The 21419-nt window shown below is 72.6% G+C and carries 21 protein-coding genes; 7 read left to right on the top strand and 14 right to left on the bottom strand.

Annotated features, from left to right (window positions below):
• Window positions 1-48 precede the first annotated feature (48 nt).
• The 10 genes from ACLJPY_RS38320 to ACLJPY_RS38275 all read right to left on the bottom strand — a co-directional run bounded on the left by ACLJPY_RS38320 (window position 49) and on the right by ACLJPY_RS38275 (window position 11392).
• A complete protein-coding gene (locus tag ACLJPY_RS38320) occupies window positions 49-642 on the bottom strand; it encodes a GTP-binding protein (protein ID WP_410595886.1) in 594 nt (197 codons plus the stop codon).
• Entirely contained in the window at window positions 620-967 is a 348-nt protein-coding gene (locus ACLJPY_RS38315) for a DUF742 domain-containing protein (protein WP_410595906.1), read from the bottom strand. The genes ACLJPY_RS38320 and ACLJPY_RS38315 overlap by 23 nt, the downstream gene beginning before the upstream one ends.
• Window positions 967-1401: a roadblock/LC7 domain-containing protein gene (locus tag ACLJPY_RS38310; protein WP_003061341.1), complete on the bottom strand. Its 435-nt coding sequence runs from the start codon at window positions 1399-1401 to the stop codon at window positions 967-969. The genes ACLJPY_RS38315 and ACLJPY_RS38310 overlap by 1 nt, the downstream gene beginning before the upstream one ends.
• Entirely contained in the window at window positions 1398-4124 is a 2727-nt protein-coding gene (locus tag ACLJPY_RS38305; protein WP_410595885.1) for a nitrate- and nitrite sensing domain-containing protein, read from the bottom strand. Before ACLJPY_RS38305 ends, ACLJPY_RS38310 begins: the two co-directional genes overlap by 4 nt.
• 25 nt (window positions 4125-4149) lie before the next feature.
• On the bottom strand, window positions 4150-4938 hold the full coding sequence (locus tag ACLJPY_RS38300) for an ABC transporter ATP-binding protein (RefSeq protein ID WP_410595884.1): 789 nt from the start codon (window positions 4936-4938) through the stop codon (window positions 4150-4152).
• Window positions 4935-5810: an ABC transporter permease gene (locus ACLJPY_RS38295; protein WP_410595883.1), complete on the bottom strand. Its 876-nt coding sequence runs from the start codon at window positions 5808-5810 to the stop codon at window positions 4935-4937. Before ACLJPY_RS38295 ends, ACLJPY_RS38300 begins: the two co-directional genes overlap by 4 nt.
• Entirely contained in the window at window positions 5807-6820 is a 1014-nt protein-coding gene (locus ACLJPY_RS38290) for an ABC transporter substrate-binding protein (RefSeq protein ID WP_410595882.1), read from the bottom strand. The genes ACLJPY_RS38295 and ACLJPY_RS38290 overlap by 4 nt, the downstream gene beginning before the upstream one ends.
• 368 nt (window positions 6821-7188) lie before the next feature.
• Window positions 7189-9078 (bottom strand): glycosyltransferase family 39 protein, encoded by a 1890-nt coding sequence (locus ACLJPY_RS38285; protein ID WP_410595881.1) that lies wholly within the window; start codon window positions 9076-9078, stop codon window positions 7189-7191.
• An 81-nt stretch (window positions 9079-9159) separates the two neighbouring features.
• Entirely contained in the window at window positions 9160-10665 is a 1506-nt protein-coding gene (locus ACLJPY_RS38280; protein WP_410595880.1) for a sensor histidine kinase, read from the bottom strand.
• Window positions 10643-11392 (bottom strand): response regulator transcription factor, encoded by a 750-nt coding sequence (locus ACLJPY_RS38275; RefSeq protein ID WP_033261680.1) that lies wholly within the window; start codon window positions 11390-11392, stop codon window positions 10643-10645. Before ACLJPY_RS38275 ends, ACLJPY_RS38280 begins: the two co-directional genes overlap by 23 nt.
• Before the next feature lie 165 nt (window positions 11393-11557).
• Between ACLJPY_RS38275 and ACLJPY_RS38270 the strand changes: the two genes are divergently transcribed.
• The 4 genes from ACLJPY_RS38270 to ACLJPY_RS38255 all read left to right on the top strand — a co-directional run bounded on the left by ACLJPY_RS38270 (window position 11558) and on the right by ACLJPY_RS38255 (window position 14610).
• Complete coding sequence (locus ACLJPY_RS38270; RefSeq protein WP_410595879.1) at window positions 11558-12187, top strand: hypothetical protein; 630 nt, start codon at window positions 11558-11560, stop codon at window positions 12185-12187.
• A 399-nt stretch (window positions 12188-12586) separates the two neighbouring features.
• The gene (locus tag ACLJPY_RS38265; RefSeq protein ID WP_410595878.1) at window positions 12587-13741 is read left to right on the top strand and encodes a sensor histidine kinase; all 1155 of its coding nucleotides are present in this window, start codon (window positions 12587-12589) and stop codon (window positions 13739-13741) included.
• Window positions 13738-14403 carry a response regulator gene (locus tag ACLJPY_RS38260; RefSeq protein ID WP_410595877.1) on the top strand — a complete coding sequence of 222 codons (666 nt, stop codon included), beginning with the start codon at window positions 13738-13740 and terminating at the stop codon, window positions 14401-14403. The genes ACLJPY_RS38265 and ACLJPY_RS38260 overlap by 4 nt, the downstream gene beginning before the upstream one ends.
• 9 nt (window positions 14404-14412) lie before the next feature.
• Complete coding sequence (locus ACLJPY_RS38255; protein WP_410595876.1) at window positions 14413-14610, top strand: hypothetical protein; 198 nt, start codon at window positions 14413-14415, stop codon at window positions 14608-14610.
• Here the strand turns inward: ACLJPY_RS38255 and ACLJPY_RS38250 are convergent.
• Window positions 14600-15046 (bottom strand): nitroreductase family deazaflavin-dependent oxidoreductase, encoded by a 447-nt coding sequence (locus ACLJPY_RS38250; RefSeq protein WP_410595875.1) that lies wholly within the window; start codon window positions 15044-15046, stop codon window positions 14600-14602. The two genes, ACLJPY_RS38255 and ACLJPY_RS38250, sit on opposite strands and share 11 nt — an antisense overlap.
• 125 nt (window positions 15047-15171) lie before the next feature.
• On the opposite strand from ACLJPY_RS38250, the gene ACLJPY_RS38245 reads away from it, so the two are divergent.
• Together ACLJPY_RS38245 and ACLJPY_RS38240 are read left to right on the top strand one after the other, a co-directional pair.
• Window positions 15172-15843, top strand: a complete 672-nt coding sequence (locus ACLJPY_RS38245; protein ID WP_410595874.1) for a TetR/AcrR family transcriptional regulator — start codon at window positions 15172-15174, stop codon at window positions 15841-15843.
• A gap of 38 nt (window positions 15844-15881) precedes the next feature.
• Complete coding sequence (locus ACLJPY_RS38240) at window positions 15882-17411, top strand: 3-hydroxyacyl-CoA dehydrogenase (protein ID WP_410595873.1); 1530 nt, start codon at window positions 15882-15884, stop codon at window positions 17409-17411.
• A gap of 9 nt (window positions 17412-17420) precedes the next feature.
• Here the strand turns inward: ACLJPY_RS38240 and ACLJPY_RS38235 are convergent, their stop codons facing one another.
• A complete protein-coding gene (locus ACLJPY_RS38235; RefSeq protein ID WP_410595872.1) occupies window positions 17421-18080 on the bottom strand; it encodes a L,D-transpeptidase in 660 nt (219 codons plus the stop codon).
• A gap of 218 nt (window positions 18081-18298) precedes the next feature.
• Here ACLJPY_RS38235 and ACLJPY_RS38230 point away from each other — a divergent pair, with 218 nt between their 5' ends.
• A complete protein-coding gene (locus ACLJPY_RS38230; RefSeq protein ID WP_410595871.1) occupies window positions 18299-18796 on the top strand; it encodes a hypothetical protein in 498 nt (165 codons plus the stop codon).
• On the opposite strand, the gene ACLJPY_RS38225 is transcribed toward ACLJPY_RS38230, so the two are convergent.
• Both ACLJPY_RS38225 and ACLJPY_RS38220 read right to left on the bottom strand, forming a co-directional pair.
• Complete coding sequence (locus tag ACLJPY_RS38225) at window positions 18786-19676, bottom strand: serine/threonine-protein kinase (RefSeq protein ID WP_410595870.1); 891 nt, start codon at window positions 19674-19676, stop codon at window positions 18786-18788. The two genes, ACLJPY_RS38230 and ACLJPY_RS38225, sit on opposite strands and share 11 nt — an antisense overlap.
• A gap of 8 nt (window positions 19677-19684) precedes the next feature.
• Window positions 19685-21379, bottom strand: coding sequence for a class I SAM-dependent DNA methyltransferase (locus tag ACLJPY_RS38220; RefSeq protein ID WP_410595869.1), 1695 nt, complete (start codon window positions 21377-21379; stop codon window positions 19685-19687).
• Between the last annotated feature and the right edge of the window lie 40 nt (window positions 21380-21419).

The following is a 21419-nucleotide window of genomic DNA, read 5'->3' as shown; positions in this document are numbered from 1 at the left end:
GCGTCCGGAGGCGTCTCGGGAACCCCTCCAGACACATCCGAGGCCTGTTCAAGCCCCGGCGGCCGCCTGGGCCCGGGCCTTCTTGAACGTGTTGTGCAGGACCGCCAGCAGGGCGTCCCGGACCGACAGCTTCTTCCGCGCGTCGAACGTGATCAGCGGGACGTCGTCGCTCACCGCCAGTGCCCACCGCACGTCCTCCAGGTTGTGGCCGAGCGAACCGTCGAACATGTTGACCGCCACCACGAACGGGAGGCCTGCGTTCTCGAAGTAGTCGACCGCCGGGTAGCAGTCGTCCATGCGGCGGGTGTCCACGATCACCAGTGCGCCCAGCGCGCCGTGGACCAGGTCCTGCCACATGAAGCCGAAGCGGTCCTGGCCGGGCGTGCCGAACAGGTACAGCTTGACCTCTTCGTCGATCGTGATGCAGCCGAAGTCCAGTGCCACCGTCGTCGTGGTCTTGGCCGGGACGTGGCCGGTGTTGTCCGCGGACACGGCGGTGATCGCCGCCTCGGTCGTCAGCGGCTTGATCTCCGAGATCGACGACACCGCCGTCGTCTTGCCGACGCCGAAGCCGCCCGCGATGACGATCTTGACCGGGGCCGGCGGGCGGGTGCCCGGCTCAGTGAATGGCTTCGAGTCCACGAATCACCCTTTCGATCATGCCGAGGTCGTGCGAGTTGTGGTTGCCCGGCCGCCGGACGACGACGTAGCCCAGCTCGGCGAGGTCGGCCACCAGCACCCTGGCCACACCGATGTGCAGCCCGAGCAGGGCGGCCACCTCGGCGACCGACATCGTGTCCCGGCAGAGGGAAACGATTTCCTGGCGTTCGAACGTGAGCTTCGGGTGCGACGCCGCGCCGAGGCGGGACGTCATGACCTGCGCCTCGATCTCCAGGCTCTGGTCGACCGGCTGCGCCCGTCCCGAGGTCATCAGGTACGGCCGCAGCAGCGAAGGCTCCTCGGTCATCACGACCCCACGGTGTTCTTGAGCTCCTCGATCAGGCCGGGCGTCAGCACTTCGGTGGCGCGGTTGGCGAACATGGCCATCTCGTAGGCGATCGTCCCGAGGCTGGCCTGCTTGTTGGCCAGCACACCCAGCGAGCAGCCGATGCTGATCGTGCAGACGAGCAGGTAGCCGTGCTCGAGCTCGATGATCACCTTGTCCGGCGAGCCGAGCGGGTGGCTTTCGGAGACGCCGTGGGCGAGGCCGAGCATCGCGGAGGAGATCGCCGCGAGGCGGTCGGCGTTGGAGCGCTCGAGCTCCGTCGACATCGCGATCAGCAGGCCGTCGGCCGAGACCGCGATGGCGGCTATCGCGCCCGCGGTGTGCTGCGCGAAGCGGCTCACCAGCCAGTTGAAGTTCTGGGCTTCGACGCTGACACCAGGTGCGGGGATGCTCATTTCCTGCTCTCTTCTCCTCGTTCCATCACACGACCGGCGACCACACCCTGGGGCGGGTTGTCTGCCGCAATGTCCTCCGCCTTCGCCAGACCGGCGGCGAACGCGTCGAACGCCGCCCGCTCGGCCGCCGGGTCCCGCCGGGTGCGGTTGACGACGGCTCGGGCGATCGGCCGCCCCGCGGACTGCTGGCGCAGGCCGGGGGCGAGCTGGGCGCCGGGGACGCGGCGGACCAGGCCGTCCCGCGACGGTGGGGTCGCGGCGGTGGGCGCCGCGGCCCGCGTGCGGCCGGCGGGCATCGCCGACTCCCCGGGGATGCGCGTCGGCAGCGACGCGCCGTCACCCGGCGAAGGCACCGGGGCGGTCACCGGTCCCGTCACGACGGTCGGCGGGGCGGTCGGCGTCGCGCTGACCTCGGCGGCCCTGGCGAACGCGCTCTCGAAGCCGTCCATCGCGGCCCTGGTGGCTTCCGGGTCGTGCCGCGGACCGCCGCCGGCCACCGGCGCGGTCGTGCCGGGGCTGGGCAGCTGGGCGCCGCGGACGCGACGCCGCAGGCCCCCGCGGACCTCGGCGTCCGGCGCGGGCGGCTCGGCGGGTTCGGTGTCCGGCCACACCGGTTCCAGCTGGTTGAACCAGCGGAAGCCGTTGTCGCCCGAAGGAACCAGCAGGGCCGGGATCGCCGGCGCCGGCAACGGCTCGACCGGCCGCAGATCGTCCGAAGTGGACACCGCGACGGCTTCCGCGGGCCGGGCGCGGACCGGCGCGGCCGCCTGCGCCGGGATCGACGGCGGCTCCTTCGGCGGCCGTAGCCCGGTGCGGTGGGTGAACAGCGACGGCGGGATGGTCAGCCGCGCGGTGACACCGCCGGTCGTCGGCGTCGCCAGCAGCTCGACGCCCAGTTCGTGGCGCCGCGCCAGGCGGCCGACCACGAAGAGGCCGAGCACGCTCGTCGGCGCGAGCTCCAGGCGTTCGCGTTCGACGAGCCGCTGGTTCTCCTCGGCCAGCTTCTCGGCCGTCATGCCGATGCCGTGGTCGACGATGCTGACCAGGCAGGCGCCGTCGGCGAGGAACATGGTGTCGACCTCGACCGTCGAACCCGGCGGCGAGAACGACGTCGCGTTCTCCAGCAGCTCGGCGAAGACGAGGACCAGGTCGGCACCGAGCGCCGAGGACAGCAGGATTTCGGCGACGACACCGAGCTTGACGCGCTGGTAGTCCTCGATCTCGGCGAGCGCCGAACGCAGGGCCGTCGACAGCTCGATCGGACCGGCGATCCGGGTTTCGTCGCGGGTGCCGGACACCACGAGCAGGTTGTCCGCGTTCCGGCGCAGGCGGGTGGAGAGGTGGTCGAGCCGGTAGAGGCTGGCCAGCAGCCGCGTGTCCTGCTCGTTGCGCTCGACCTCGTCGATCAGGGCGAGCTGGCGGCCGACGAGGTTCTGCGTGCGCTTCGCGACGTTCGCGAACATCAAGCTCGTGTTGCGCCGGGTGAGCGCCTGGCGTTCGACCAGCTCGGCCGCGGTGGTCTGGACGCGGTTGAACGCGGCGGCCAGCTGGCCGAGCTCGTCGTCGGAGACGACGTCGATGGTGGCCAGGCGCGGCACCTGCTCCTCGGCCTCTTCGGTGTCGGTCACGCGGACGAGTTCGGTGCCGGCGAGGTCGGCGACCGACGTCGCCGCGGTCGTCAGCTGGCGCAGCGGACCGGCGATCGAGCGGGACACCGCGACGGCGAGGAAGGCGACCAGCAGGAACAGCCCGCCCGCGCCGAGACCCACCGTCCAGGCCAGCCGGGTCGCCGCGGCGGCCCGGCCGTTCGCCGAGTCGGCGATCTCGCCGATGACCCGTTCCTGCACCAGCCTCCGCTGGCCCGCCTGGCTTTCCGACGCCGTCAGGACGTCGGTGACGTACTGGGTGGTGCCCGCCGCGTCTCGCGGGTTGCCGATCAGGGCGGCGAGCTCATCGATCCGGCGGCCCGCTTCGCTCGCCTCGACGTTGACGACCAGCGAGGCCTGCTCGCTGTCGGTTTCGTCGTCGGCCTGCTGGACGAACCGGTCGGTGAAGATCGGCGCCTGCTGGGTCGCGTCGTCCAGGATGGACCGGCCGGCCTCCGGCGAAACCGCGGTCACGATCAGGGCCATGCCGCGCAGCGAGTTCTCCTCGTTCGCGCGCAGCAGCGCCTCCAGCGCCGACAGCTCCCGGGTGCCCTCGGCGTCGTCGCTGAGCTGCGGGACGAGCCGCAGCGCGTCGATCACCGCCCCGATCACCGCGTGGTAGGTGCGGGCGACGCTGTCGAGCGCGACCCCGCGGCGCTGCGCGTTCTGCCGCAGCTCGGCGAGCGAGCCGATCCGGGTCAGCGCCGCGGACAGCTCGTCCGGCGCGTCGGCGTCGAGTGACTTCCGCACCGCCTCGACCGCGGTGTCCACCGCCTTCTGCTGCTGGAGCATCTGGTCGGCGGCCATCGACGGCGTGGCGACGAACGCGCCCGTCAGCAGCCGTTCGCGCTGCAGCTGCCAGACCAGCCCGCCGAGCTGCTGGGTGTACCGCGCCACCGTCGCCGACTGCGTCGCCGCACCGGCGCTGTCCGCCTGCGTCAGCACGAACGGCACCGACACCAGCACCACCGCGACCAGCGGGGGCAGGAGCAGCAGGTTCAGCTTGCCGCGAATGCCGAGCCGGGCGAGAAAACCCCCGCCGGCGGCCCGTTCCGCGGTCGACCTGCCGTGTCTCATCCCGCCACCTTCCCGTCTTCCGTTCTCACCCGTCCGCGGCCACCCGGCTCACGTGGCCGCGGTGCTGCTCCCGGACCAGGTCCTCGATCCGGGCGCGCAGCGTGAGGAACTCCGGTTCGCGCTTCACCGCCAGGTCGCGCTCGGCGGGCAGCGCCACCTCGACGTCGGCGGCGATCCGGCCCGGGTCGGAGGCGAGCACCACCACCCGGCCGCCGAGGAAGACCGCTTCCTCGACGTCGTGGGTCACCATCAGCACCGTCGTGCCGGTGTCGGCCTGCACCTGGCGGATCAGCACCTGCATGTCCTCTTTGGTCTGGACGTCCAGCGCGCCGAAGGGTTCGTCCAGCAGCAGGACTTCCGGTTCGCAGGCCAACGCGCGGGCGATCGCGACGCGCTGCTTCTGGCCGCCGGAGAGCTGCTTCGGCAGCGACTTGCGCACGCCGTCGAGGCCGGTCTCGGCGAGGTACCAGTCCACCCGCTCGGCGCGGTCGGCCGGGTCGAGCGAGAGCAGCTCGAGTCCGAACGCGACGTTCTTCTCGACGTTGCGCCACGGGTAAAGCGCGCCGGCCTGGAAGACGAGCCCGCGGTCGGGCCCGGGCCCGGTCACCGGGACGCCGTCGAGGAAGATCTCCCCTTCGGTCGGCTTGCCGAGCCCGGCGACCAGCGACAACAGCGTCGACTTGCCCGAACCGCTCGCACCGACGACGCAGACGAACTCGCCCCGCAGCACTTCGAGGTCGACGCCGTCGAGAGCGCGCGTGACCCGGCCGCGGACGGTGTAGTCCTTGGCGACGTTCCGCAGTTGCAGCGTCATGCCGTCCACTTCCCGACCCGCGTGCGCAGCAGGCGCAGCAGGACGTCGATGAGGAGCCCGGCGATCCCGATCACCACGAGCACCGCGAAGATCTTGTCGGTCTGCAGGAACCGCTGCGAGCGGGCGATCCGGTAGCCGAGCCCCGCCGAGGCGTTGATCAGCTCGGCGACGACCACGAAGTTCCACGCGGCGGCGGCGTTGACGCGGATCGCGTCGATCATGCCCGGCAGCGAGTGCGGCACGACGACCTTGCGCAGCACCTCGCCCCGGCGCGCACCGAGGGTGTAGGAGACGTCGATGAGCGCTTCCGGCACGCCGCGGACGACGTCGGCGGTCATCAGCGTGTTGAAGAAGACCGTGCCGATGAAGAGCATGGCGATCTTCGACGGCTCGCCGATGCCGAGCCAGATGATCAGCAGCGGGATGAACGCGCTCGCCGGCAGGTAGCGCAGCAGCCCGAGCAGCGGCTCGAAGAACGCCTGCCCCGCGGCGAAGCCGGCCATCAGGATGCCCAGCGGGACCGAAACGAGCACGGCGAGGCCGAACCCTTCGAGCACGCGCTGGGTCGTCGCCCAGAGGTCGTCGAAGAGCTCGCCCGTGCCCGCCATGTCGAGGCCGGCCTTGACCACCGCGACCGGGGACGGCAGCAACGTCGGGTTGACCGCCCCGCTGAAGCTCAGCACGACCCACACCAGCAGCGGGATGGCGAACGACAGCACCGCCAGCGTCCAGCGGGCCGGCGCGGAAATGGGCGTCCGCAGGGAGAACAGCGGCGAAGCCGACGGCTTGAGCCCGGCCCGGCGGGGCAGCGGCGCCCAGGCCGGGCGGCCGGACTCCCGGCGTTCGGCCAGCTGCTGGGTCGGACCGGTCACTGGGGCGCGGCCTTCACGAACCGGTCGTCGAACAGCCCGTCGAGCGAGGGCCGCTGCTGGGCGAGGCCGGTGCCGACGATGAAGTCGACGATCTTGTTCGCCTGGAAGTCCAGGTGCTGCGGGGTGACGCCGGGGGTGAACGCGTCGAGGTTCTGCTGCCGCGTGAAGATGGTGGTGCCCGCGTCGTAGGACTTGTAGTCCGCATCGGACACGCCACCGCGCTTGGCCATGATCTGCACGGCCGCGTCCTTGTGGCCCTTGATCCAGGCCAGCGTCTCGAACCAGGTGTTGACCAGCGCCTGTACGTCCTTCGGGTGGTCCTTGACCAGCTTCTGCGACGTGACGAGGTGGTCCGGGATCGCGCCGGGGAACTCGGCCGACGACGAAATCGCGCGGCTGCCCGGACGCTCCAGGGCTTTCGAGGTGAAGGGCGCGAACGCGGCGACCGCGTCGACCTGGCTGCCGGCGAACGCGGCCGCGGCGGCGTCGGTCGGCAGGTTCACCAGCTGGATGTCCTTTTCGGTCAGTTTCGCCGACTGCAGCGCCAGCAGCAGCAGGTAGTGGTCGACCGCGCCCTGCTCGACGGCGACCTTCTTGCCCTTGAGGTCGGCGATGCTCGTGATGCCGTCCCGCGCGATGATCTTGTCGTTGCCGGTGGAGTTGTCGTTCACCAGCACGATCGACAGCTTGGCGCCGCCGGAGACCGACGACAGCGTGTCGTTGAGGGTCTGGCTGTTGGCGTCGATGGCGCCGCTGGAGAGCGCGTTGATGCTGTCGGTGTAGTTGTCGAAGTACTTGAGGTCGACGTTGACGCCGTTCTTGGCGAACAGGCCCTGCTCCTGCGCCACCTGCCAGGGGAACCAGCCCGGCCAGGCACTGAACCCGATGGTGATCTTGCTGCCGCTGCCCGAGGCGGCGCTGTCGCTGCACCCGGACAGCGCGGTGACCCCGGCGAGGGTCAGCAAGGTCAGGAGCACCGTCAGCAGACGGGGGCGGGAACGGGAAATCACAACGAACTCCAGGGTGCGGGGGAAGTGGAGTGGTGGCACCTGATCGGGTCATCGCGGAAGAACGCGGACAGGAGGCGCCTACCCCCGTGAATTTCCCAGCGCTCACCGCGCCGGATCAGCCACCCCTGTCCCTCTCCCGGCGGGGAGCCTAGCGACTAGCACAGGATCCCCACAACGTTCGCCCTTTGCATCCGAACGAGTGACACTCGCCCGCGTCAACTCACGGGATCCGGGCCAAAATGCCCGCCGCGAAGCCGATCACCCTCCGGAAATCGAACACCTGTCCGGATGCGCCGATACCGCACGGGTCTGGAATGGGCCGAACGATTCGCCGACTGTTAACACGCCTGAAACAATCCTAATTTCGATCAATTGACAGAATTGGTGAGGTCGTAAACGGTCGTGCCGCCGACGGTGCTCGGGGCGAAGTTCTGCTCGACCCACGCCTGGATTTCCGCGGCGGTCCCGCGGCCGCCGCCGAAGCCGCCCCGGCCACCTGCGACGTAGTAGCGGATGTCCCCGTCGGCGACGTACTGGCGGAACTGCGCCAGCGTCGGCGCCGGGTCGCTGCCGCTGAACCCGCCGATCGCGAGCACCGGCCGTCCGCTCGCCAGCGCCAGGCCGGCCGACTGCATCGCGCCGCTCTGCGCCGCGGCCCACTTCGTCGTCGTGCCCTTCAGCAGGTCGACCACCGCGGTGTCGGCCGTCCCGCCGCCGAAGCCGCGCGGGCCGCCGCCGCGTCCACTTGCGACGGCCGGGCCGGAGGACGGCGTGCCACCGGCGTGCGCGTTCGCCGCGGTGGCCAGCGTGTAGGACGTCGTCCCCAGCAGCGCGCCGCACAGGCCGAGCACGGCGACGACCGGGCCGAGCCGCCGGAACCGGTCGGCACCGAAGAGCAGGCAGGCGACGGCGGCGGCGCCGGAGACGAGGAGCGCGTAACGCACCCACGGCTGCCACTCCGGCGTCCGGGCGAGGAGGACGAACGCCCAGACCGCCGTCACCGCGACCATGACGGCGAGCACCGCGCGAGCCGCGAAGTTCGCCCGGCCGCGCCAGAGTTCGCGCGCGGAGATCGCCAGCGTGGCGGCGGTCCCGGGGGCCAGCGCGACGGTGTAGTACGGGTGGATGATGCCGCTCATGTAGCTGAAGACCAGCGCGGAAACCACCAGCCAGCCGCCCCAGAGCAGCAGTGCCGCCCGCGTGCGGTCGGTGCGCGGCGCGCGGCGGGTGAACCACAGGCCCGCGACCAGGCCGATGACCGCGGCCGGCAGCAGCCACGACGCCTCGCCGCCGAACTCGCCGGAGAACAACCGCGTCAGGCCGGCCTGACCCCCGAAGCCCCCGAAGCCGCGGCCGCCGGTGGGCAGCTCCACCCCGGCGGGCGGGGTGAACGTCCGGCCGCCGCCCCCGCCGCCGCGTCCTTCGCCGAAGATCCGGCCGAGGCCGTTGTAGCCGAAGGCCAGTTCCAGCACGGTGTTGTCCGTCGAGCCGCTGATGTAGGGCCGGTCGCCGACCGGCCACAGCGCGACGGCCGCGATCCACCAGCCGGCCGAGACGACCACCGCGCCCGCGGCGGCGAACAGCTGCCCGATCCGGCGGCCGAGCGACGTCGGCGCCGCGACGGCGTACGCCAGCACGAACGCGGGCAGCACGAGGAAGGCCTGCAGCATCTTGTCGAGGAAGCCGAACCCGATCGCGACCCCGGCGAGGACCAGCCACTTCGTGCTCGCGTGGTCCAGCGCGCGCACCACGCAGTAGCCGCCGGCGACGAGGAGCAGGACGAGGAAGGCGTCGGGGTTGTCGTAGCGGAACATCAGCGCGGCGACCGGCGTCAGCGCGAGCCCGGCCCCGGCGAGCAGCCCGGCACCCGGCCCCGAAAGCCGGCGCACCGCGAGGTAGAGCAGGCCGACCGACGCGACGCCGGCCAGCGCGTCCGGCACCAGCAGGCTCCAGCTGGAGAAGCCGAAGAGCCGTCCGGACAGCCCCATGATCCACAGCGAGAAGGGCGGTTTGTCGACGGTGACGACGTTGCCCGGATCCAGCGAGCCGAAGAACAGGGCCTTCCAGCTCCACGTCCCGGCCTGCACGGACATGGCGTAGAAGTCGTTGCCCCAGCCGGTTTTCGCCAGGTCCCACAGGTAGAGCAGGCCGGTCCCGAGCAGCAGCGCGGCCACGGACGGCTTGGCCCACCGCGCCTTCCGCGCGGCGGCGGGCGGCTGGGGCTGGGCGTGTCCGGGCGCCGGCAGCGTGGTCGTCATGGCGTTCACCGTGTCGGCGCCGGATGTGGTGAACTTGTGCCGAAGCTGTGCGTCAGCTGTGCATCGGCACCGACCGGGTGATCACCGCGGCGCGGCTTCGGCGAAGGTGATCTCGAACTCCGTGCGCCCCGGCCGGCTCTGCACCCCGACCCGGCCACCGTGCGCACCGACCACCGCCGCCACGATCGCCAGCCCCAGCCCGGTGCTCCCCGCCGCGCGCGACCGCGAGTTGTCGCCGCGGGCGAAGCGCTCGAAGATGTCCGGGAGGATCTCCGGCGGGATGCCGGGGCCGTCGTCGGCGACCCGGAGCCGGACAATCCCGTCCGAAGTGGACAGCGTGGTCGTCACCGTCGTGCCCGGCGGCGTGTGCGTGCGGGCGTTCGCGAGCACGTTGATCACCACCTGGTGCAGCTGGCCGGCGTCGCCGAGGACACCGATGGGCTCGCCGGGGACCTCCATCAGCCACTTGTGGTCGGGACCCGCGACGTGCGCGTCCGCGACCGCGTCGGCCACCAGCCGGCACAGGTCCACCCACTCGGGCACCACCGGGCGGCCCGAATCGAGCCGGGCGAGCAGCAGCAGGTCCTCCACCAGCGTCGTCATCCGCCGCGACTCCGACTCGACGCGGCTCATCGCGAAGGCGACGTCCGGCGGCACCTGCTCGCCGCCGCGGCGGGTGAGTTCCGCGTACCCGCGGATCGCCGCCAGCGGCGTCCGGAGTTCGTGGCTGGCGTCCGCGACGAACTGGCGGACGCGGTTTTCGCTCGCGTGCCGGGCGGACAGCGCGTTCGCGACGTGCTGCAGCATCCGGTTCAGCGCCGAGCCGACCTTGCCGACCTCGGTGTTCGGGTCGGTGTCGGCCTCCGGGACGCGCTCGGACAGCGCGACCTCGCCGCGGTCCAGCGGCAGCTCGGAGACGCGGGTCGCGGTCGCGGCCAGCCGGTCGAGCGGCTGCATCGTGCGGCGGATCGTCGCCGCGCCGACCGCGCCCGCCACCAGGATCCCGGCGAGCGCGACCCCGCCGAGGATGAACCCCAGCTGCCAGAGCGTCTCGTTGACGTCCTTGAGCGGCAGGCCGATGACCGTCTTCTCCCCGCGGGGCGACGTCGTCGAAACGACGCGGTATTCGCCGAGGCTGCCGCCGAGGTCGATGCTGCGCTGCTTCCCGTCCGACGGCAGGGCGAGCAGGGCCAGCACCTGCGTCTTGGGGATGTCCTTGAACGGCGCCTTGCGCCTCGACGTCCCCGCCGCGGTCGAGTCGAGGACACCGGCGGAGGCTTGCGAACCGATCTGGACGACGGCGAGCGTGCCCTCGCCCTGGCCGAGCACGCGCAGCGGGTCCGGCGGCGGCGCTTCGCCGTAGGGCCACGGCGACGGCCGTTCCCCGGCGTGCGCGGCGCGGTCGCTCGCCGCGGCGAGCCGCTTGTCCTGCTGGCCGACGAGGAACTCGCTCAGCGCGAACTCCGTCACCACGCCGACGACCACGCACACCAGGGCGAGCAGCGCGGCGAGCTGCACGATCAGCCGCCGCCGCAGCGACCACGGCCGGCGGGCGCGCTTCGGTTCAGCCGGCGGGTTTGAGGACATACCCGGCGCCCCGCATGGTGTGGATCATCGGCTCGCGGTCGGCGTCGATCTTCTTGCGCAGGTAGGAGATGTAGAGCTCGACGATGTTGGCCTGGCCGCCGAAGTCGTAGCTCCACACGCGGTCGAGGATCTGGGCCTTCGACAGCACGCGCTTGGGGTTGCGCATGAGGTAGCGCAGGAGCTCGAACTCGGTCGCGGTCAGCGGCACCAGATCGCCGCCTCGGTGCACCTCGCGGCTGTCCTCGTCCAGCGTGAGGTCGCCGACGACGAGCGTCGACCCGCTCGCGCCCGTGACGCCCCCGGCCCGGCGCAGCAGCGCGCGCAGCCGCAACGCGACTTCCTCGAGGCTGAAGGGTTTGGTGACGTAGTCGTCGCCACCCGCGGTGAGCCCGGCGATGCGGTCTTCGACCGCGTCCTTCGCCGTCAGGAAGAGGACGGGCAGGTTCGGCGCCTCGGACCGCATCCGGCGCAGGACTTCGAGACCGCTGAAGTCGGGGAGCATGACGTCGAGGACGACGGCGTCGGGCCGGAAGTCGCGCGCGATCCGGACGGCTTCGGTGCCGTCGCCCGCGCTGCGCACCTCCCAGCCCTCCATCCGCAGGGCCATCGACACGAGCTCGGCCAGCGTCGCCTCGTCGTCGACGACGAGGACCCGGACGGGGCTCCCGTCGGCGCGGCGCAGGTCGGCCTTGCCGGGGCCGGGCGACGTGGCGTTCATAGCGGTCATGGTGCCACCTTCCCGGCCCGGTGTCGGTGTTCGCTGTGCGGTCGCTGTGCGTTTCCTGTGAAGGTTCGCGCGTTCGAGGCACAGCGCCCGCTGACGCTCCGCACAGCTCAAACACAGCCGCGGCCGCGAACCTGGACCGGACCAGTGTGGGCACCACCGGAGGACATGATGACGACCGAGCCGATGCCGAACACCCCGCCCGAGGGCGCCAACTGGGGCGACCCCGTCCCGGCCGCGCCGAAGAAGGGCTGGTCAGGCAAGAAGACGGCGATCGCGGCCGGCATCGCCGTGGTGATCGCGGCGGGCGGCGGCGCGGCGATCTGGGCGGGCACGAGCAACGCCGACAACACCGCTGCCCAGGGCCCCGGCGGCTTCGGCGGCCCCGGCGGTGGCCCGGGCAACGGCCCGGGTGGCGGCCAGTTCCGCGGCCAGGGAGTCCCGGGAGGCGGCTTCGGCGGCGGAATGGCGGCGCTGCGCGAGGCCCTGCACGGCGACTTCGTGGTGTCGAACGGCAGTGGCGGCTACACGACCGAGCGGCTGCAGACGGGCGACGTGACGGAGCTGAGCGCCACGTCGGTGACGCTGACCAGCAAGGACGGCTACAAGCAGACGTACACGCTCGATCCGTCGACCCAGAAGACGGGCGAGGTGAAGCAGGGCGACACGAACGTGACGGTGGTGGCGAAGGTCGACGGCCAGACGGCAACGGCGACCTCGCTGGGCAAGGGCTTCGAGCCGGGCCAGCGCCAGCCGGGCCAGCGCCGCGGCGGCTATCCGGCCCGCCCGACCAGCTGACGCACACCCCACCAGGCGACCGAGCCCGGCCGAGCCCGGCGACCGGGCGGCCCACCCCGCCTCGCGGCCTACCTCCGCCCGGCAGCCCTGACCCAAGCGCCCCAAGGCGGCCTTGGGTGCGTCCCACGCACCGAAGGCCGCCTTGGGTGCGTCTCACGCACCGAAGGCCACATTCGGGCGCTCGGGGCCTGAGCGACCTGGGCGACCGCCGACCGGAGCCCGGCGCCCGGCGCCCGGCGCCCGGCGCCCGGCGCCCGGCGCCCGGCGCCCGGAGCCAGGAGCCAGGAGCCCGGAGCCCGGAGCCCGGAGCCAGGGAACGTCCCGGTGCGGTGTCCCCCTCCCGCCGCATCGGGGCGTTTCCGTCCCCTCGGGCCCCTCCGTTAGGGCACAGTTGCGTGTGTGCAGAACATCCGGGGGTCGCTGAGACGGCAGTCGCTGCTCGTCGCGCTCGTCTGCGTTGTCTGCGACGCCGCCCTCTTCACCCTTCGCGGGCCCCTCCCCAAAGGCGGGTGGGCCGCCTGGGTCATCCTGCTCGGCGGGGTCGCCGTCAACGCCGCCCTCGCCGGGGCCGCGCGGTACTCCGGGTGGGTGGCCCTCGCGCACGCCCTCCTCTTCGCCGGCGCGCCGCTGCTCCTGTGCACCTGCCAGTGGTACGTCACCGGTAACAACGCCGGCATCCTCATCGCCGGCTACCGGGCCGGGGCCTGGCTGCGGACGAGACCCGCCGTGCTCGCCCTCGGTGCGCTCCTCCTCGGCGTCGCCGCCGGCTGCCTCGAAGGCGGCGGGCGCGTCGCGCACGACTGGCGGCTCATCGCCATCAACGTCAGCGTCTCCGCACTGCTGCCGTGGCTGGTCGGCCGGTACACGACGGCCCGGCGCGCCTACATCGCCGACCTCGAGCGCGCGGCCGACGAACGGCGCCAGCACGAAGAAGAAGCCGTCCGGCGGGCCGTCCTCGAGGAACGCACCACCATCGCGCGCGACCTGCACGACGTCATCTCCCACCACGTCAGCGCCATCGGGGTGCACGCCGGTGCCGCCCGGCTGGGCCTGCCCGACGGCGACGGGCCGGTGCGGAAGTCGCTCAGCGCCGTCGAATCCGCGAGCCGCGCGGCGATGGCCGACCTGCGCCGGCTGCTCGCCCTCCTGCACGCCGAACCCGGCGCCGAGCAACCCGGTCTGGACAACCTCGACGAGCTGGTCGAGACCGTCCGCGCGGCCGGCCTGCCGACCCGGCTGACCCTGCGCGGCGAACCCCGCGGACTGCCCGGCTCCCTCGACGTCGCGCTCTACCGGATCGCCCAGGAAGCCCTGACGAACGCCCTGCGCCACGGCCAGGGCCCGGTCGAAGTCGAGCTGAACCACGGCCGCACCGAGGTCGTGCTCACGGTGACGAACGGCCTGCGCGCCGGCCGCGGCGAGGGAAGAGAGCACGCGCACCGCGGGCTGGCCGGCATCCGGCAGCGTGTCACCCTGTTCGGCGGCCAGGTGTCCTACGGCGAGACCGCCGGGCGCTGGCAGCTGCGCACGACCTTCCCGGTGGAGAGCACATGATCCGCGTCCTGCTGGCCGACGACCACGCGATGTTCCGGTCCGGGATGCGCGCGCTGCTCGACACCCAGGCCGACTTCACCTGCGTCGGCGAGGCCTCCGACGGCCGCGAAGCCGTCTCCGAGACCGCCCGCCTGCGCCCGGACGTGGCGGTCCTCGACGTCCGGATGCCGCGCCTCGACGGCCTCGCCGCGACCGAGGCGATCCTCGCCGCGCCGGGCAACGACACCCGCGTCCTCGTGCTCACCACCTACGACGCCGACGAGTACGTCTACCGCGCGCTGCGGGCCGGCGCGAGCGGGTTCCTGCTGAAGAGCCTGGCGCCGGAGGAGCTCGTCGCGGCGATCCGGGTCGCCGCCCGCGGGGACGCGCTGATCGACCCGTCGGTGACGCGCCGGCTGGTGGCGAAGTTCGCGACGGTCCTCGAACCCGCGGCCGCCGAACCCCCGGAGCTGGCCCGGCTGACGTCCCGCGAGCGCGAAGTGCTGCTGCTGCTCGCCGGCGCCTGCAGCAACGCCGAGATCGCGCGGAAGCTGCACGTCGGCGAGGAGACGGTCAAGACGCACGTGTCCCGCGTGCTCGCCAAGCTCGGGCTGCCCGACCGGGTGCACGCCGTCGTCTACGCCTACCGCCACAAGCTCGTGCCGGACGAGCGGCCCGCCTAAGCTGGACCCATGAGGCGGTGGATCACCCTCGCGGCCGGGGTCGTGCTCGTGCTCGTCGGCGCCGTCTGGGTGCTGCAGGGCATCGGCGTCGTCACCGGCAGCTTCATGACCGGCCAGAAGCTGTGGTTCCTGATCGGGCTGGTCGCGGTCCTGGTCGGCGTGGTCCTGATCGCGGCCAACTTCACGCGGCGCAAACCTACTTCGTGAAGATCTCGAAGATCGGGTAGCCCGGCGCGATCTCGCGCAGCTTCTCGTCCGAGGCCTTCGCGTCGACGCCGTCGAAGAACACGCCGACCTCGAACTTCCAGCGCTTGAGGTAGGCGCGCAGGATGCCGGGCTTTTCGTCGTGGCCCAGCTCGCGGAAGGTGAACGCCTCGACGCGGCGCCCGACGCGCAGCGTCCCCTGGCCGGCCGCGCGCAGGTTGCGCACCCACTGTGTCTCGCCGCGCGGGGCGACGAGGTAGCGCACGCCGTCGACGGTCAGCAGGTTGACCGGCACCGAGCGCGGCTCGCCGCTCTTGCGGCCGACGACGGTCAGCACCCGGCTGCCCCAGACGCTCACGCCCAGGTTGGTCAGCTTCGCGACCAGCTCGTTGAACGCGTTGGTCGACTTCTTCGGCTTGATGTAGCGGGTGCCGGTCATGGTGTCCTCCGCGGTTTGGGAGAGCAGTGCTCTCGGTTAAGAGCAGTGAACACCAGAGCACCGCACCGCGTCAAGAGCACTGCTCTCTGTTTTGTGCACTGCTCTCGTCGTGGCACACTGATCTCATGACCGTCTCCCGCACCGCGCGCGAACGAGCCCGCGCCGAACTGACCCAGGAGATCAAGGACGAGGCCCGCCGCCAGCTCGCCGAGGTCGGCGCGCAGGGGCTTTCGCTGCGCGCGGTGGCCCGGGAGCTCGGCATGGTGTCGTCCGCGATCTACCGGTACTTCCCGAGCCGCGACCGGCTGCTGACCGACCTGATCGTCGACGCCTACAACGCGATCGGCGAAGCGGCCGAGCAGGCGGACCCGGGCCAGGGCACCCCGCGCGAACGCTGGGTGGCGATCTGGCGGGGCACCCGCGACTGGGCGCGCGCGCACCCCCACGAGTACGCGCTGATCTACGGATCGCCGATCCCCGGGTACGCGGCACCGCAGGACACCGTCGTGCCCGCCTCGCGCGTCGCGCTCGCCCTCGTCAAGGTGCTCACCCACACCGAGCTGCGGAACGTCGACGGCGAAGTCCCGCCCGAACTGCGCGCCCAGGCCGAGGCGCTCACGAAGGCCCTCGGGATCATCGCCGGCCCGGAAACCGTGACCCGGCTGCTCATCGCGTGGACCCAGCTGTTCGGCGCGATCAGCTTCGACCTGTTCGGCCAGTACGTCGGCAGCGTCGACCCGGCCGACGTGTTCTTCGCCCACTCGGCGAGGCGGATGGCGGAGTTCGTCGGCCTCTAGTCTGGGGCGGGAAGTCCAACGGCGGAAGGCGGCACGACGTGACGGGGTGGGCCGGGAAGGTCGGCAGGATCCGGGTGATCGGCACCGGGGTGATGGGCCGCGGGATCGTCCAGCTGGCCGCGACCGCGGGGGTGACCGTCGAGCTGGCCGACGTCCGGCGCGAGGCCGTCACCGAGGCGATCGGGTACGTCGGCGGGATGATCGACAAGCTCGCCGCCAAGGGCAAGCTCACCGGTGACCCGCAGGCGGCGAAGGACCGGCTGGTTCCCGTGGCCGCGCCCGACGCGCCCGCGGACGGCGTAGACCTCGTGGTCGAAGCGGTCCGGGAGGACCTCGCGACGAAACGCGCCCTGTTCGCCGCGCTCGAGCGCGTCTGTCCGGAAGAGACGGTCTTCGCGACGAACACGAGTTCGCTCTCGGTCACCGAGATCGCCGCCGAGCTGGGCGATCCCGGCCGGCTCGTCGGCCTGCACTTCTTCAACCCGGTGCCGCTGATGCGCCTGGTCGAGGTGGTCCCGGGCGCGCGCACGCACGGCTGGCTGCCGGGCGAAGCGCTCGAACTGGTCAAGAGCTGGGGCCACGAGCCGGTGCTGGCCAAGGACGCCCCGGGTTTCCTGGTCAACCACGCCGGCCGCGGCCTGAACACCGAAGCGCTGCAGATCCTCGCCGAGGCGCTGGCCGAGCCGGCCGACGTCGACCGCATCGCGCGGGACGTGCTCGGCCTGAAGCTCGGGCCGTTCGAACTGCTCGACCTCACCGGTCTCGACGTCTCGCACGCCGTGCTCGAAAGCATCTGGAGCGGCTTCCACGGCGACCCGCGGCTGCGGCCGTCGTGGCTGACCCGCCCGCGCGTGGCCGCCGGGCTGTTCGGGCGCAAGAACGGCGAGGGCTTCTACTCCTACGCCGACGGCAAGCAGCAGGTGGCGGACGAGCCCGCCGCCCCGCCGAAGCCGTCGAGCCCGGTGTTCACCGCGGACGAGCACCTCGCCCGCGCGCTGTCGGCCGCGGGCGTGCAGGTGGTGTCCGACGCCTACCCGGACGCCGTCCTGCTGGTGCCGCTCTACGGGGAGTCCACTGTGGACGCCGCCACCCGCGCCGGGCTGCCGCTGGAGCGCGTCGCCGGCGTCGATCCGCTGGGCGGCTACGAACGACGGCTGACGATGTCGGTGCACCCCGGTCTCGACCCGTCGGTGGGCCGCGCCGCGTGGGGTGCGCTGGCCGCGACCGGGCACCCCGTGACGGTCGTCCGCGACGGGGCCGCCCCGGTCGCGCAACGCCTGCTGGCGTCGATCGTCAACACGGCCTGCTTCATCGCGGGCCAGCACCTGGCCACCCCGGCGGACATCGACACCGCCGTCCGCCTCGGGCTCGGCTACCCGCGCGGCCCGCTGGCCTGGGGCGACCTCGTCGGCGGCGACGTGGTGCTGCGCATCCTGCACGGCCTCACCGCGGCGACCGGCGACCCCCGCTACCGGCCGAGCCCGTGGCTGACCGAGCGCGTCGCCCTCGGCCTGCCGCTGACGGCGGCCGGGACGACACCCTCGGACCTGCGTTCGTCCGCGGAGTGAGCGGGCGGGTTACGGGACGACCTGCACGACGTCGCCGATGTGCAGCGTGTTGAAGAACTTCAGGGAAGCGCCCGCCGACAGGTGGATGCAGCCGTGGGAGTACACCGACAGGCTGCCCGTGTGGAAGGCGTCGCCGGGGTAGAAGAACACCGAGTTCGGCATCTCCGCGTTGTCGAATTCCTTCGACAGGTGCAGCTTTTCCTTCGACAGCACGTGGAACGTGCCGGTCGGGGTCGGGTTGCTCTTGCGGCCCGGCAGCATCGGCACCGGTCCGTAGACGACCTTGCCCGCCTGCAGGATCCACGCCTTGTGCGCGGAGAGGTCGACGCAGGCCGCGGTGCCCGGCGCCGCGGCCGCCGCCGCGCACGGGACGTCCGGGTTCGCCGCGGGCTGCGGTTTCGGCGCCGGCTTGGGCTTCGGCTTGGCCGAGGTGCTGGTCGGCGTCGGCTTCGGCGTCGTGGACGCCGGGGTGGGCGTCGGCGACGGCACCGTGACGGTGCTGACCGGCGTGGTGGTGGTGCTCGAGGTCGTCGGCGTCCCGCCGCCGGTCCCCGCCGCGGCGACGGCCCCGCCGCCCGCGTTCGCACCACCGGCCGCGCCCCCGCCGGAGCAGGCGGCCAGCACGAACGCGGTGGCCAGCGCGGCCGTTCCCGCCAGAAGCCTCTTCACGATCCGGTACCCCCAGCTGCTCGATCATCGCGTTTGGACACCGGTAAAGACGATCGTCACCCATTCGAGGTTCGTCGGCGAAGGTCACGATTTGGCCAGCCGGCCTCCACCCGGGGGTGGAACCGGAGGATCCACCCGGGCCCGGTCCGCGGACCGACGCGTCCGGAGCGCCGTTCGCCGACGCTGGGGAGACCTTCGAAACCCAGGGGAGATCCGAAATGTCCAGCGTCCTGCTCTACGCCGCCATCGCCGCCCTCGTCCTCTACCGGGTCGTCTACCAGCAGGTCCGGGGCACCTTGCTCAGCCGGAGGACGCTGGTCACGATGCCGCTGCTGCTCGTTGCCGTCGGCGGGTACCTGACGCTGCGAGCGCTGCCCGGCGCGTCCGCGGACGAGGTCGGCCTGCTCGCCGCCGACCTGCTGCTGCTCGCCGGGCTCGGCGTGCTGCGCAGCACCACGACCACGCTGACCGAGCGTGACGGCTCGACGTTCCAGAAGGGCTCGGCCGTCACGATCGGGTTGTGGGCACTGACGGTGGCGGTGCGGATCGGCGTCGCCGCGCTGGGTACCGCGTTCGGCGTCGCCGGTCCGCTGACGACGGCGTCGGTCATGCTCAGCCTCGGCCTGAGCATCGCGGTGCAGAACGCGACGACCTACCGCCGCATCCAGCGCCGCGGCCTGCCGCTCGCCGACCGGCGCCGGGCGGTCAGCCGCTGACGCGGCCCAGCATCCGCGCGTACATCCGGCCCGGGCTGGGCACCGACGGCGGCACGAGGAACCCCGGCAGCGGCGGCAGCCCGCCGACGAACGCGCCGAGCCGCTCGTACAACACAGCGGCGCCGGCCGGGCGGGCTTCCGGGTCCTTCGCCAGCGTCTCGGCGAGCAGCGCGTTCAAGGGCTTCGGGACGCCTGGCACCGGCGGCGGCAGTTCCTTGACCTGCCGTTCGAACACCGCGTACGCGGTCGGCCCGTCGAAGAGCCGCCGCCCGGTGAGCATTTCGTGCAGCACGCAGCCCAGCGCGTAGAGGTCGCTGCGCGGTTCGGCGCCGCCGCGCTGGATCTGCTCGGGTGCCATGTACGACGGCGTTCCCAGCAGCTGCCCGGCCCGCGTGAACTGGGCCGCGTCGGCTTCGCGGAGCACGGCGAGCCCGAAGTCCATCACCTTCACGCCGCCGTCGGGGCCCAGCATCAGGTTGGACGGCTTGAGGTCGCGGTGGCAGACCGCGAGCGCGTGGGCCGCGGTCAGCACCGCGCACGCCTGCGCCGCGATCGCCGCCGCCCACGGCACCGGCAGCGGCCCGTGCTCGGCGAGCAGGTCGGCCACGGTCACGCCCTCGACGAACTGCATGACCTGGAACAACCGGTCGTCGTGGGTGCCGTAGTCGTACAGCGTCGGGACGCCGGGGTGGTCGAGCGTCGCCAGGATGCGGGCTTCCCGCGCGAAGCGGGCTTCCAGTTCTTCGTCGCGGCCCGGCAGCCTGAGCAGCTTGATCGCCACGCGGCGGCCGAGCCTGCGGTCGTACCCGCCGTGCACCGCGCCCATCCCGCCGCGGCCGAGCGGCAGCTCGTCGAGCTCGTAGCGGTCGGCGATCAGCATCCGTTCCCCTAGTGGCCCGGCCTGAGCCGTCCTTCGACAAGTCCCGCGAAGCCTAGCCGGACCAGCTCACGGCCCGTTTCCGCCGCCTGGCGGAGGACGTCGTCGAACTCGGCGAGCTCTCTGAAGACCCCGCCGTACTCGCGCTGGACGGCGATCGGGAGCAGCGGGATCCGCACGCGCCTGCCGTCGATCCGGGTGGACGCCGACGCGGCGGGGAGGTCGGCGGCGCGCAGGCAGCCGGCGAGGAAGTCCGCGTCCAGCCGGCCGGCGTCGACGCGGTACACCGTGAGCCCGGCGCCCACCGGCCGTGGCGGTCCACTGTGGACGTACGCGATGCCGGTCACGGACGCGACGACGTCCCCCGGCTCGGCCGGCGGATGCTCGGCGTCCGCGCGCACCGGTGCGTACCTGACCTCGACGACCCCGGCCTTGACCAGCTCGCCGATCGTGGTGAAGGCGGGTTCGGCGTCGGCCACCGCCAGCGGCGGCAGCTGCGGGGTCAGCTCGGCGAACCGCGCCCGCACGGCCTGGAACGCCTGCCCGGGGTCCTCGTCCCTGGCGCGGCGGCGGGCCGGCGTGAGGTCGACGTCGTCGTCGAGCAGGTCGATGATGCGGACGCCGGATTCCGGGTGGGCGAGGAAGTCCTGCCACAGTTCGTCCACTGTAGACAGATCGTCACCCGCCTCGCCGAGCAGCACGGTGGACGGCGCGCGCTCGCCGGGCGCCGGGCGCCGCAGCAGCCAGAGGTCGGGGCCCGCGGGGGTCAGCGTGACGACCGCGCGGACCGCGCCCGCGCGCAGCAGGTTGCCGCGGATGCGCTTGCCGCTGCGCCGGCCGGCCGCCGCGCCCGGCATCAGGATCGCCACCGGGCCACCGGGTTCGACGTGGGCGAGGCAGTGCTGCACCCAGGCGAGCTCGGGTTCGCCGCGCGGGGGCAGGCCGTATTCCCAGCGCTCGTCGCCGACCAGCTCGTCGTGGCCCCAGGCCCGTTCGTTGAACGGCGGATCGCACAACACCGCTTCGGCGGTCCGGCCGGCGAAGGCGTCTTCGCGCAGCGCGTCGACCGCGTGGACCTCGGCCTCGATGCCGCGCAACGTCAGCCGCAGGGCCGCGATCGACGCCGTCATCGGGTCACTGTCCTGGGCCAGCACGGTTTTCGCGCCGCTCGCCAGCGCGAGTGCGCCGAAGCCGCACGCGGGGTCGAGGACCGTGGACACCGGTCCGGCCAGCCGGGCCATCAGTTCCGCGATCGGTTCCGGCGTGGCCGACAACCGCCGGGAATGCGCCTCGAAGTACCGGCGGCACACCAGCTCGAACGCCTCGACCGGACCCGCCCGGTGCGTCAGCTCGCTGAGCAGCGTGAGCAGCTCCGGGTCGCCGAGTTCGCTGTCGAAGGTGTCGGAAAGGCCGGCCTGGAAGGCGAAGAAGCCACCGGCGCGGCTGACGCGCTCGGCGAGGTCCAGGTCGTCGCCGAGGGCGCGCAGGCGCTGCCAGGCGCGTTCGCCGGCACTCAGCTCGAACTTCTTGCCGCGGGCGCGGAACCAGCCGGCGACCGCGGAGAGGCCGAACAGCGGGCTCGACGCCGTGCCACCGACCGGCTGCGGGAAGTCCGGGTACCGGCGGCGCCAGTTGCTGACCGCGGCCCGGCCGACCCCGGCCAGCCGCGCGATGTCGGCCGCGCTGACCGTGGCATCGTCGTCCATGGCGAGGACTCTATCGGAGGATGCTCCATTCAGCCGAGAC

Source organism: Amycolatopsis sp. lyj-23, assembly GCF_046549135.1.
GTDB lineage: Bacteria > Actinomycetota > Actinomycetes > Mycobacteriales > Pseudonocardiaceae > Amycolatopsis.
Note: the sequence above shows the minus strand (reverse complement) of the source record. Positions and strands in the feature narration are given on the sequence as shown.